Genomic DNA, 13,514 nt, shown 5'->3' on the forward strand with positions numbered 1-13,514 from the left:
GTTCATTTGTTTTAGTTTTTAATAAAGATAATATATTTTTTTAATAAGTTTATTTTATTATTAATTTTTTTATTTATCATGATGACATGCGATTTACATTGTCTATTGCTTAATTAAAACTTCTTAAGGCTAAAACGTTATTACATTTGTTATCTTAGTATTTGTTTATTTGCTCCACTTAATTATGAAAATCGCCTTCTTCAGTACCCAATCTTATGATAAAAAATTCTTTAATGAAGTTAACGCACATTATGGGTACGAACTGCTCTACCTGGAGGCTTCTTTAAATGTTACCACCTATATTTTAGCCGAAGGTTGTGATGCGGTCTGTATTTTTGTGAACGATAAAGCTGATGCGGCGACGTTAAGAAATTTGGCCAAACTTGGGATCCACAATATTGTACTTCGGTGTGCCGGATTTAATCAGGTTGATCTGGAAGAAGCCGCTAAATTAAACATGAAGGTACTTCGTGTACCAGCTTATTCGCCTGAATCTGTTGCAGAACATGCTGTAGCTATGATTTTAACCCTCAACCGGAAAACTCACAAGGCCTATAACCGGATCAGGGAAGGGAACTTTTCCCTCGAGCGCCTAACCGGTTTTAACCTTCATGGAAAAACAGTTGGAATTATTGGGTTGGGCAAAATTGGTCTGGCATTTGGAAAAATCATGGAAGGTTTTGGCTGCAAGGTAATTGCCTTTGACCCCTATGAAAAAAATGTCCCTTCGCATATCCGGTTAACAGATTCGGATACTCTTTTTCAGGAAAGTGACATCATTTCTATACATTGTCCTTTAACACCGCAAACCAGGCATTTATTGAATAAAGAAAGCTTCGCCAAAATGAAGGACGGCGTGATGCTGATCAATACGAGCCGGGGAGCAGTGGTTTGTACTGCAGACGCCATCGAAGCTTTAAAAACTGGGAAGCTGGGTTACCTGGGTATAGATGTCTATGAGCAGGAAGAAAAGCTGTTTTTCAGAGACCTTTCTGAAAGTGTGATTGCTGATGATCAAATCCTGAGGTTAATGAGCTTTCCTAATGTACTTATTACGGCACATCAGGCCTTTTTAACAATAGAGGCATTAACTGAAATTGCTGAAACCACATTGACCAATATAAAAAGCATTAAGGAAGGAAAAAGCAGTGAAAATAGCGTGCTGCCTGTCAACTCTTAAAATCAAGTACTTTGCTAAAGCAGATTTTCAACCAGGGGGTATAATCCTCCGGGTTGATTTGAATTTCCCTGGCAAGATCTTCCAGGTTTAAATAACGGAAAGAGGCTACTTCTGAATGATTTGGTATAGGTAGGTCGTCACTTGTCCCAAAAAATACATGATCATACTCATGCTCGGTAAGTGCATTGCTGAAGTCGGCTTTGTACAAAAAACTAAACCCATAATTCAGCGTACAACTCATGCCCATTTCTTCCATTAGCCTTCTGTGAGCCGCATAAATTGTTTCTTCGCCCGGCCTTGGATGGCTGCAGCAAGTATTTGTCCATTTTCCACCCGAATGGTATTTATCCAGGGCGCGTTGCTGCAAAAGTAATTCTCCTTTACTGTTAAAAATAAAGATAGAAAAGGCTCGGTGCAGCAAACCCAGTTGGTGCGCCTCCATCTTTTCCATAGTACCGGTTTGCTGATCATTTTGATCGACCAGAATGACTTCTTCTAACATGAAGGGCAAAGATAGGAGAATAAGCTGATTTCTCTCGACGACAAACCATTAAAACATTAATACAACCGGAAAGCAGTCGGGGTCAAATCTGCCTGCTTTCTAAAAAAATTATTAAAATGGGAAGGTTCTTCAAAGCCAAGACAATAACTGATCTCTGAAATATTCCAATTGGTGTGCTTCAATAAGGCTTTTGCTTCACTGACGATCCTTTCCGTGATATGACCAGTGGTTGTCTTACCTGTGGTTTCTTTGATGGCCCGGTTTAAATGATTGACATGGACGGAAAGCTGATCTGCAAAATCTTTAGCAGAACGCATGGCCAGGCGCTGTCCAGGAGATTCTATAGGAAACTGACGGTCCAAAAGCTCATTAAATACAGCGGTGATCCTGGAATTGGCATCATTATGCTGGTGTAAAGTCTCCGACGGTTCAATCTTTAATGCATAGTGCACCATTTCAGTGACGTAGTTCCGGATAAGATCATTTTTGAAACGGTAATCAGAATCAATCTCTTCCAGCATTTTTTCAAAGATCTGGCTCACGTGTTGATCCTGCTGTTCGTTTAAAACATAAGAAGGCTTACCACCAGGGGCAAACATGGGCAGGTCGCGGATACTGCCCCGAATGTTCTCTGTAAAAAAGGCCTCTTTGAAAATGCAGAAATAACCACTTTTCTGTTCTGAAAGAATTTCAACGGTGTAAGGTACGCGAGGGTTAAAAAACATCAATGCTGTTCCAGAGACACGAATACTTTTGTCTGCATAATGATAAATGGTTTCTCCACGATGCAGGCTGAATTTATAAAAATCTCTGCGTGCATACACTGGTGGACTGACTTTTTTATGAAAACAATCTTCTACCCTGAATACATTGAAATGTCCCGTGTCCTTTTGCAGGTTTGCAGGAACCTGGTCAAACTTATTCCGGTAAAAATCTTCTAAACTCTCTGGTTTTGACATAAGTTTTTTTTCTATTTTAAATTTACGCAAATAAATTAAACAGGAACAACAGTTTCAATCGCAGTAGATACAGTAAGCGCTTTCCATTGTTCCAAATCTTCTATTATTGCGTCGATCTTCGTATAAGCAAGATTATAGGCATCTTCTCCAAGAAACAAATGAAGCGGGGGATTTTCTTCTGTTGCAACACGTATCATCGCCTGGGCCGCCTTTACAGGATCGCCTGCCTGATTGCCATTGATGTCATTTTGATGTGCATCCTGTAAATCTCTTACTTGTTTGTAAGCTGTGATTGGGTTTTTAGGTACTTGTAATGATTCGGAAGAAAGGAAATCTGTTCTGAAATAACCCGGTGCCACAATTGTCACATCAATACCAAAGGGTTTAACCTCTGCAGCAAGAGACTCCGATAAGCCTTCTATGGCAAATTTAGTTCCACAGTAGATTCCAAATCCAGGAAAATTTCCGTTAAAACCCCCAATGGAAGACAGGTTGAAAATGTGTCCGGACCTTTGTTCCCGCAAATATGGCATAGCCCTTCTGATGACGTTCAAAGTACCAAATACATTGACCTCAAAATTTTCACGTGCTTCCCAGTCGCTTAATTCTTCTACCGTTCCAACCAGACCATAACCTGCATTGTTGACCACTACATCCAGCTGGCCAAAGTGGGTAAACGTATTTTCTACTGCTGCGGCAACGCTAGCCTCTGTTTTCAGGTCCATTGCCAAAGGAAGGAATTGATTGCTTTTTGATCCTATAGCCTCCAGCAGGTCATTAAGTTTTCTGGAGGTTGCTGCAACCAGGTAATCCGCTTCGAGTAATTGTTTTACTAAGGTTAGTCCGAGGCCTTTTGATGCACCAGTGACTAACCAAACTTTTCTTGTCTTCATAGTTCAATATCTTTTGATAGATCAAAATTACACAGGTCAAGACCCTTATTCTGTACGCTAATCAAACTAATGCTTGCAAAATTCAAACAATTACCAGGGTACTGTATGTTTAATAGTTATAGTTTAGAGGTATTGAAATGGATAAGACAGCAAATTCCCATATTCCAATGGTCGGGGCAGAAGTATTTATTGAACCTGGGCAAAGCTCCGAAGAGATTAACATATGGTTTCAGCAACTTCAGGAGAGTGGAATGAAGATCACCCGGATCAGAATGTTCGAAAGCTATATGCACAAAGCAGACGGTAGCTGGGATTTTAGTTTGTTTGACGCCGCTTTCAGGGCGGGTGAAAAATATAATATAAAGATCTACGGAAATCTTTTTCCAGCAACGGATTTTACCGATGTAGGTGGATTTAAATTTCCCAAAAGCCAGGCAAATTTAGATGAGATTTCCAAATATATCCAACAACTGGTGCCACATTTTAAGCAATTCACTTCTCTATATGGTTGGGTACCTATCAACGAACCCGGCTCTGGCGTACTCCCACAAGATGAATACAGTCTGAAAAGTTTTGAAGACTGGAAAGCGAGAGAGGTCAAAGAATTGTACAATAGCCAGGGGTTTACAACGCTTGATTTTAGAAAGGAAAAATTCCTGCTTTATTATAACACCTGGTTTCTGAACTGGCTCACACAGCAGATCCATTTGTACGATCCCCGTGCCCGGATTCATGTTAATAATCACGCGATCTTTCAGCATGCCGCAGAATATGACTTTCCGGAATGGAGAAGCTTTTTGAGCAGCCTTGGAGGTTCAGCACATGCGAGCTGGCATTTTGGTTATTTTAGCCGTCAAAAGTATGCTGTAGCCATGTCTGCTAATTCAGAAATGCTACGCTCGGGTGCAGGGTCGCTTCCCTGGTTGATGACCGAACTGCAGGGAGGAAATAATATCTACAGCGCTTTTAATCCACTTTGCCCCACACCCGAAGAAATCGCTCAGTGGTTATGGATTACTATAGGTTCGGGTAGTAAAGGTTCTATATTTTGGTGCCTTAACCCCAGACGTTCGGGATTTGAAGCAGGAGAATGGGGAATGCTGAATTATCTAAATGAACCATCCTGCCGGATGAAGGCTGCTTCAGGGGTGATCAAGGTGATCAATGATCATGCTGATTTTTTTTCCGAAGCCAAGGTATCTGAATCAGGAATCAATATACTCTATACCCGCGAATCACTGTGGATAGAACAGGCATTACAAGTGAAAGGCGATACTACTGAGCCCGGACGTGCAGTAGGAGGTGTGATGAAATCTGCATTGGCCTGGTTTGAAGCCATAACCGAAATGGGAGTATCTCCCTGTTTTAAAGAAATTGGCGAATTTGACTTTTCCCGGGAAGATTATAGCGAAGAGGCTATTATTCTGGCTCACCAGGTCAGTATTCCATTCAAGTACTGGAAGGCGTTGGAGTACTTTGTAGAAAAAGGAGGCCATCTGATTGCAGAAGGATTAACGGCCTATTATGATGAAAATGCTTTTACCCTGATGGGTAAAGACTTTCCATTTCAAAAGCTTTTTGGCGGGTTAATAAAAGAATTTATCTTAAAGGACCAGCTTTTTGAAATGGAGATTGAGGGTCATACGCATATGGCGCATTTGTGGTATGGTATTATCCATTCGGTTACCGGGCAAGCTATTGCCGTAGATGAAGAAGAAGAAGTACTGGCTCTAAGGAACTCTTTCGGACGAGGAAAAGTACTATGGATACCATCCCTGATTGGACTGGGCTCAAGAATAACCGATAATTACCACTCGCTGGTACTGCTGCTGAACCGGGAGTTCGGACATATTCTGGATCAACAGGCTTTTCGCTTTAGCAAGCAACAACCCGGCTTACTGATGAAAACTTTGCAAAATGGAAAGGATTACCTGAGTATACTTGTCAATAAATCTAAGGAAACGCAGGTGATCATTATCCAGAGCTCAGAAAACTTAAAACCCATTCTGTGGTATGCCAATAAAAAGGGCGTAATTGTTTCTGCAGATCAGATTCAAATCAACCGGGAAGAAACACTACTTATAAGATGGGTGTCATACTCAGATTAAAATGTTTTAATGTCGGTTAGAATACGTAAGAACCGATTTATCTTTGAAAAAAGAAGGCTATGAACATTTTACTAATAGAGGACGAACCTAAAGTCGCCGCTTTTATAAAAAAGGGCTTAGAGGAACAGTTGAATAACGTTTCAATGGCCTATGATGGAAATGTGGGGTGTAAAATGGCTTTGGAAAACGACTATGACTTAATTATTCTGGACGTAGTCCTGCCACATATTAATGGAATGGAAGTTTGTAAACTGGTACGGCAGTTAAAAAAAGAAGTGCCTATTTTAATGCTTTCTGCATTGGATACCGTTAATGACAAAGTTCAGGGGCTGGAAAACGGGGCAGATGATTATTTAACCAAACCTTTCCATTTCGAAGAACTACTTGCTCGGATTAAAGCCTTAAATAGAAGAAAAGATCTGGTTTTACCAGGTACGATTTATCAGGTGGGTGATCTGGAAATGGATTGTTATAAAAAAACAGTTTCCAGAAAAGGGAAGATCATCCTGCTTTCTGCCAAAGAATTTACCTTGCTGGAGGTCCTGATGGCCAATAAAAACAGGGTTTTATCTCGCATTTATATAGCTGAAGCCGTATGGGGGATTTCCTTTAACAGAGGGACGAACCTTATTGATGTATACATCAATTATCTTCGCTCCAAAGTAGATAAAGGCTACGAAAAACAATTGATCCATACGGTAATAGGAATGGGTTATATTATCAAAGATCAATAGCAAAAAAACTACGGGATGAAATTTAAGAACTCTTTATCTCTACAATTCACCTTCATGTTCGCATTTTTAATGCTGGTGGTTTTAAGCGGTATTTACGTGATCGTAGAACACAATCGTTCTGTCTCCTTTTACAACAAGCTCGATGAACGGGCAGTCATTGCAGCGCAATTCTATTTCGCAGAAGACAACCTTTCTATTAAAATGTTCGACCAGGTGACCAAAAAGTTTCCTCAGTCTTTATCCCGTGAATCCATCAGTATTTACGATGATCAATTCGAGCCCAAATTTATGCCGGAAGATTCCATAAGGTGGAAATTGTCCTTCCTGAAGCAGATCGTGAAAAAGAAAACTATACATTTTGTTTCTGGTGAGAGGCAGGTATCCGGACTTTATTATCCCGATAATTCCGGAAATTTTATTATAGTGGTTTCTGCTGTAGATGAGCCGGGTTTTCACGATATGCAACAGCTCAGACTCATTATGTCGGTATTTTTTGTCGCTTCTCTTTTTATCACCTTTTTTATCGGGCGGATTTTCGCCAATATTTCCCAACGGCCTATCGTAAATATGACGGGCAATTTAAAAAGGATCCGGGCGTCCAATTTGCATATGAGGTTGCCTTTAAGACGGGCAAAATCTGATGATATTGACCACTTGTCTTTAACCATTAATCAGCTACTGGAACACCTGGAACAGTCATTCGAAAGCCAAAAATCTTTTGTGGCCAATGCATCACATGAACTCCGAACCCCGATTACCTCTATTTTGGGTGAGGCAGAAATCACCTTGATGAAGGAACGTACACCGGAAGAATATCAAAAAGCACTGGCTGAAATTGTAGTTAGTGTGGAAAGACTTAACCATGTTATTAATAGTCTGATGGAGTTGATGCAGACTAATCTCGATCATAAGGATTTTCAGAACATCCGGGTGAGTGAGCTGATGTGGGAAATTGCAGATGAATTATCTGTAAAAAGAACATCGGAACATATTCCGGTAAACTACATAATCCCATCTGGTCTTGCCGATATTGAACTGACTGGAAACCGGCGATTGCTGTTCATTGCAATTAGTAATATATTAAAAAATGCAGTCAAGTTTTCAGAAGGAAAGATGGTCACCTGTGAGGTGACGTATTTTAATCATGGTATTCTGATTACGGTTACAGATAAGGGAATTGGGATTAGTGAGGCAGACCTTCATAAAATTCTGCAACCCTTTTACCGCTCGGCAAATGCCTTGAAATATCCCGGTTATGGCATAGGATTATCATTGACTCATAATATAGTCCGCTTGCATAACGGGACATTAAAGATCAGATCAAAATTGGACGAAGGAACCAGAGTTACACTCTTTTTTCCCACCCAGTAGAGCTCCTGAGCTGGTTGACATTAAAGAATTCTAATCAACTTCTAATCCCTCTCTAACCCTAAACTAAAGCCTTCTTAATACCGGTCATGTAGCTTTGTTTTCAAAATAACAAAGATATGTACTTTAAAATAGTTCGTGTACTTTTGGTCTCCATGATTCCTTTGCTGATCACTTGTAACCGTGTTCATGCACAAGGAGTGGGCAGAGAAATATTGTCTCTCCACATTCAGGAGGCCGAAGCACTCTTCCTTAAAAATAACTTAAGTCTGCTTGCTGGTCAATATGCCATAGACAATGCGAGGGTCCAGATCATTACCGCAAAATTATTTGACAATCCGCAGTTTAGCATAGAGAACATTCTGTACAATCCGGAAAGCAAGAAGTTTTTTGATATGAGCTATGATGGCGGGCAGTATGGCGGGAGCATTACTCAATTGTTCCAAACTGCAGGAAAACGCAATAAGAACATCAGGCTGGCAAAAATTAACGTTCAGGAGGCCGAATACAACTTCTTTGATCTGCTTAGAACCCTAAGATATACGCTGCGGAGTGATTTTTACAAAATCTATTTCCAGGAACAATCTGCAGCAGTTTACACTGCTGAGATTAACTCATTGTCCAAAACCTTAAGTGTTTTTCGCCAGCAATACGCCAAAGGAAACATTGCGGAAAAAGAAGTATTACGGATTCAGTCCCAGTTGTATTCCCTTCAGGCCGAGCTTAATGATCTGAAGGATGCCATTGATGATGTGCAAAGTGAGTTTAAACTCCTGATCCGGGCCAATCCTAAATCCGATGTAAAACCACAGATTTCTTTTAACCTCGATGGTAAAGACGTTCTGGAGCAAGTTCCATATCAAAAACTTCTGGATTCTGCTACAGCCAATCGTTACGATCTGAAAGCTGCCCATTCCGCTCTGGAATACAGTAATCTGAACCTGAAACTGCAAAAAGCAATGGCCATCCCAGACGTGAATCTTTCCCTTACTTATGATAAACAAGGCAGTTTTGTTAGAAACTATAGTGGTTTAGGAATTAGTATACCGATTCCACTATTTAACCGAAATCAAGGGAACATCAAACAGGCAAGGATTGCCGTTGAAAGCAGCAAAGTTGGCCTGCAACAGCAGCAAGACCAAATAGAAAGTGACCTGGATAATGCCTATCAGGGTGCACTGCGTTTGGAATTACTATACAACAGTTTTGATCCTAAGTTTAAAACAGATTTTAACCACCTCATCGAAGAAGTATCCAAAAACTATGAAAAGAGAAACATCAGCTTGCTGGAATTTCTTGATTTCTATGATTCCTATAAAACAAATACCATTCAGCTCAATAACCTTCAACTCAACAGGATCAATTCTCTGGAGCAGTTAAATTTCGTTACAGGTACTCCAATTTTTAACAAATAATTATTCATGTTATGTCTAACAGATCAACAATAACAGCAACTATAGTCGCTTTAAGTATTTTCACCTTCAGCATCCTTCAAAGCTGTACAAAAAAAGAGAAACCAGCTGCAGATTCAGACAATAAATTCCGGATTACGGAAAAATTACTCAATGACCTGGTGCTGGATACCGTTCAGGAAAACAGTGCAGTTTCAGAGATCGGTTTGACCGGAGTGGTGGCACCCGATGAGAATAAAATGGTTAAGATTTTTCCACTTGTGAGCGGAATTACGCAGGATGTTCATGTTCAGCTTGGCGATGTGGTACAAAAGGGACAAACCCTGGCTTCCATGCGCAGTGTAGAGATTGCAGGCTTTACAAAAGATCTGATTTCTTCTCAGGCAGACCTGAGAAATACCAAACGGATCCTGCAATCTACTCAGGATCTTTACCAAAGTGGTTTGGCCTCAGAGAAAGATTTGGAACAAGCCAAATCAGATTACGAAAAAGCAGCAGCAGAAAGTAAAAGGGCCGGTTCGGTCATGTCTATCAACAAAAGCAATGGAAGGGGATATGAAATTAAGACCCCGATAAGCGGTTACGTTGTAGAGAAAAACCTGACAGACAATATGCAGGTAAGAGCAGACAATAGTCAGAATCTGTTCACTATTGCTGATCTCTCCACGGTGTTTGTACTGGTTAATATTTATGAATCGGATATCTCGAAGGTACAGACCGGATATCCGGTTAAAATTACAACGCTGTCTTATCCCGATAAAATTTTCACAGGTAAAATAGATAAGGTATACAGCATGATCGATCCAGACAACAAGGTAATGCGGGCCAGAGTGAAAATAGACAATCCTGGAAATCTGTTGAAACCACAGATGTTTGCCAAGGTGAGTATCAGTGCCAGTTCGGGTGAGGAAATGCCTGCTGTACGGTTACGTGTGCTGATTTTTGACAACGATCGCAATTATGCACTGGTGAGAGACGGTAAGGAGCATGTCAGAATACAACCCGTTACAGTAGCCAAACAGGTAGAGGACAAGGCATACATCAGCAGTGGGCTTAAAGCCGGCGATCAGCTGATCGCTTCCCGTCAGCTCTTTTTATATGAATCTCTGAAAAACTAGCTGGTCTTTTAACCTATAAAATCACAACATGAATAAAGTAATAAAAAATGTACTGGACTTTTCTCTTAAGAACAAGTTCTTTATATTCTTCATGACCTTCCTGCTGCTTGTTGCAGGGTATATCAGCTTCAAAAAAATAAGTATTGACGCCTTTCCGGATGTGACGAATACTTCAGTGACAATCATTTCTCAATGGCCGGGCAGGAGTGCTGAAGAAGTGGAAAAATTTGTCACCAGGCCACTGGAGATTGCCATGAACCCAACAGAAAAAAAGAGCTCCATTCGTTCTTCCTCATTATTTGGCCTTTCTGTAGTTAAAGTCACTTTTGATGATGATGTTGATAATGCATTCGCGAGGATGCAGATCAACAATCACATTGCCGATGCTGACCTTCCTGATGGCGTAAAACCAGATATACAGCCTCCATATGGACCAACAGGAGAGATTTTTCGCTATACCTTAACCAGTAATAAAAAATCGGTTAAGGAGTTGAAGACCCTTGAAGAATGGGTAGTTGAAAGAGAGATCCGTTCCGTTCCAGGCGTAGCCGATGTGAACAGCTTTGGAGGGCAAACGAAAGCTTACCAAATTACAATAGACCCTCAAAAGGCTGTTCAATACGGTGTTACCCCACTGGAAATGTTTGACGCTGTTTCCAAAAGTAATGTCAATGTAGGTGGAGATGTAATTCAGCAAAGTGGTCAGGCATATGTCGTACGTGGAATTGGTTTACTGAACAATATCGATGAGATCAAGAATATCATCGTTGATAATATTAAAGGAACTCCAGTTTATGTAAAGAACGTTGCAGAGGTTACAGAGTCCAGTCTGCCGGCACTCGGTCAGGTAGGGAGAGATAAAGATCCAGACGTGGTTGAAGGTATTGTGGTGATGCGTAAGGGTGAAAATCCAAGCGAGGTGATCAAAAATTTGAAAGTAAAGATCGAAGAACTCAATTCCAGTATTCTACCAGATGATGTGAAGATCAATACTTTCTATGACCGGGAAGATTTGGTGGATTTTGCTACACATACGGTGATGCACAATATGCTGGAAGGCATCATTTTTGTGACCCTGATTGTTTTCCTTTTCATGGCCGACTGGCGCACAACAGTTATTGTAGCAGTAGTGATTCCCCTTGCCCTTTTGTTTGCCTTCATCTGTTTAAAACTGAAAGGAATGTCGGCGAATTTGCTGTCTATGGGGGCTATAGATTTTGGGATCATCATAGATGGGGCAGTGGTGATGATGGAAGGAATTTTTGTGGTACTAGATCACCGGGCTCAAAAGGTTGGTATGGAGCGATTCAACAAGATGAGCAAACTGGGCATGATTAAAGAAGCTTGCCTGGTCAATGGAAAAGGAATATTTTTTGCCAAGCTGATCATTATTACCGGTTTACTACCCATTTTTAGCTTTGAGAAAGTGGAAGGTAAAATGTTCTCTCCGCTGGCCTGGACATTAGGCTTTGCATTACTGGGGGCACTCCTCCTTACCTTTACCCTGGTGCCTGTAATGGCCAGTGTTTTATTGAAAAAGAATGTACGGGAAAAACATAATTTTTTTGTAGCCTGGCTTATCCGTAATTCTATGAAAATCTTCGGGTTGTGCTTTAAGAACAGAAAAATTGCCTTTCCAATAGCTATCCTGGTGTTGGTGATCGGATTATTCTGCTTTCGTTTTTTGGGAACAGAATTCCTGCCTCAGCTCAATGAAGGTTCCATCTATGTCAGGGCAACAGGACCTTTAAGTACTTCGCTCGATGAGTCTGTGAAACTGGCCAACGATATGCGTAAAATCTTCCTGAGTTTTGAAGAAGTAAAACAAGTTATTTCCCAGACCGGACGACCTGATGATGGAACAGATGCTACCGGTTTCTATAATATAGAATTCCACGTAGACCTGCATCCGCAAGATGAATGGAAAAGGCGGGAGACCAAGGCACAGCTCATCGAAGGTATGCAGCAAAAACTCAAATACTTTCCTGGGATAGATCTGAATTTTTCCCAACCTATTTCAGATAATGTGGAAGAGGCTGTATCTGGTGTTAAAGGCTCTATAGTCCTTAAACTCTTTGGGGATGACCTTAAATTCATAGAAGGTGAAGAGGAAAAGATCTTTAATATCATGAAAGGGGTTCAGGGCATCGAAGATCTGGGTATTATGCGTAATCTTGGGCAACCTGAACTCCAGATCAACCTGAACCAGGAAAGAATGGCCTTGTATGGCGTTACAACTGCAGATGCCAACGCAGTGATTGAAACGGCTATCGGAGGAAAGGCCGCAACCCAGATCTACGAAGGGGAACGAAAATTTGATCTTAGAATCCGTTATCCAGAGAGCTTTCGGAATGATGCTGCGGCTATTGGCGATTTAAGGGTACCCACGCTATCCGGGAACAAAGTGCCTTTACGTGAGATCGCAGATATTCAACGAAAGATTGGACCCAGTATGATCTATCGTGACAAACATAAAAGATATGGAGCCATTAAGTTCTCTGTTAGGGGAAGGGATATGGGCAGTACAATCAAGGAAGCGCAGGAAAAAGTAAATGCTGCCATTAAGTTACCTAAAGGCTATGCTATGGAATGGGCGGGTGATTTTGAAAATCAGCAACGGGCAACAGAAAGGCTGACACAGGTTGTGCCGATCAGTATCCTGATCATCTTCTTTATTCTTTTCATCCTGTTTGGAACGATTAAAGATTCTCTGCTGGTGCTCAACAATGTCCCTTTTGCCATTATCGGTGGGATCTTTGCCTTAATGATCACCGGTATTAATTTTAGTATTTCTTCAGGGATTGGCTTCATTGCTTTGTTTGGTATTTGTGTGCAAAATGGAGTGATACTCATTACAAAATTCAAAACCAATATCCAGGAAATGCGTCACCATACAGAACGGACGTTTACCGATGCGCTAAGACTGGGCGTGGAGAGCCGGATTCGTCCGGTGATCATGACTGCCATGATGGCCGCCATAGGCTTGCTTCCCGCAGCCATGTCCACAGGTATTGGCTCTGAGACCTCTAAGCCATTGGCAACCGTCGTGATCGGTGGTCTGATTTCCGACACTGTATTTAATTTATTCATCTTTCCGATTGTCTTCTACTGGGCTTACCGTAAAAGTGTATCCAGATCAAGTCAAAAGGTGCTGAAATAAATTTTTATCACCGGGCATTAAGTAATCCCTGTGCATCATAGCACAGGGATTTTTTTGTTAACTTCGCTGCTTAACTAACA

At 41.0% G+C, this 13,514-nt stretch carries 10 protein-coding genes; 7 read left to right on the forward strand and 3 right to left on the reverse strand.

All coding sequences use genetic code 11. The features are described from left to right. Positions 1–184: 184 nt before the first annotated feature. Positions 185–1,180, forward strand: a complete 996-nt coding sequence (locus DBR11_RS05045) for a 2-hydroxyacid dehydrogenase (RefSeq protein ID WP_108550518.1) — start codon at positions 185–187, stop codon at positions 1,178–1,180. On the opposite strand, the gene idi is transcribed toward DBR11_RS05045, so the two are convergent. From idi to DBR11_RS05060, 3 genes are read right to left on the reverse strand one after another with little or no spacing between them, the layout of a single operon-like run. After that, positions 1,170–1,682, reverse strand: coding sequence for an isopentenyl-diphosphate Delta-isomerase (gene idi / locus DBR11_RS05050; RefSeq protein WP_108550519.1), 513 nt, complete (start codon positions 1,680–1,682; stop codon positions 1,170–1,172). The genes DBR11_RS05045 and idi overlap by 11 nt on opposite strands. Before the next feature lie 56 nt (positions 1,683–1,738). Beyond that, positions 1,739–2,641 carry an AraC family transcriptional regulator gene (locus tag DBR11_RS05055; protein WP_108550520.1) on the reverse strand — a complete coding sequence of 301 codons (903 nt, stop codon included), beginning with the start codon at positions 2,639–2,641 and terminating at the stop codon, positions 1,739–1,741. Positions 2,642–2,676: 35 nt separating this feature from the next. After that, positions 2,677–3,534 (reverse strand): oxidoreductase, encoded by an 858-nt coding sequence (locus DBR11_RS05060; protein WP_108550521.1) that lies wholly within the window; start codon positions 3,532–3,534, stop codon positions 2,677–2,679. Between the two features lie 137 nt (positions 3,535–3,671). Here DBR11_RS05060 and DBR11_RS05065 point away from each other — a divergent pair, with 137 nt between their 5' ends. From DBR11_RS05065 to DBR11_RS05090, 6 genes are all read left to right on the forward strand, one after another. Further along, positions 3,672–5,642, forward strand: coding sequence for a beta-galactosidase trimerization domain-containing protein (locus DBR11_RS05065; RefSeq protein ID WP_108550522.1), 1,971 nt, complete (start codon positions 3,672–3,674; stop codon positions 5,640–5,642). A gap of 59 nt (positions 5,643–5,701) precedes the next feature. Beyond that, complete coding sequence (locus tag DBR11_RS05070; protein ID WP_108550523.1) at positions 5,702–6,376, forward strand: response regulator transcription factor; 675 nt, start codon at positions 5,702–5,704, stop codon at positions 6,374–6,376. 15 nt (positions 6,377–6,391) lie between these two features. Then, entirely contained in the window at positions 6,392–7,747 is a 1,356-nt protein-coding gene (locus tag DBR11_RS05075) for a HAMP domain-containing sensor histidine kinase (RefSeq protein WP_108550524.1), read from the forward strand. Between the two features lie 116 nt (positions 7,748–7,863). Then, positions 7,864–9,159 (forward strand): TolC family protein, encoded by a 1,296-nt coding sequence (locus tag DBR11_RS05080; RefSeq protein WP_108550525.1) that lies wholly within the window; start codon positions 7,864–7,866, stop codon positions 9,157–9,159. Positions 9,160–9,170: 11 nt separating this feature from the next. Continuing rightward, positions 9,171–10,274 (forward strand): efflux RND transporter periplasmic adaptor subunit, encoded by a 1,104-nt coding sequence (locus DBR11_RS05085; protein WP_108550526.1) that lies wholly within the window; start codon positions 9,171–9,173, stop codon positions 10,272–10,274. A gap of 28 nt (positions 10,275–10,302) precedes the next feature. After that, positions 10,303–13,434 (forward strand): efflux RND transporter permease subunit, encoded by a 3,132-nt coding sequence (locus DBR11_RS05090; protein WP_108550527.1) that lies wholly within the window; start codon positions 10,303–10,305, stop codon positions 13,432–13,434. Positions 13,435–13,514: the final 80 nt, after the last annotated feature.

Source organism: Pedobacter sp. HMWF019, from assembly GCF_003061025.1.
Taxonomy (GTDB): Bacteria; Bacteroidota; Bacteroidia; order Sphingobacteriales; family Sphingobacteriaceae; genus Pedobacter.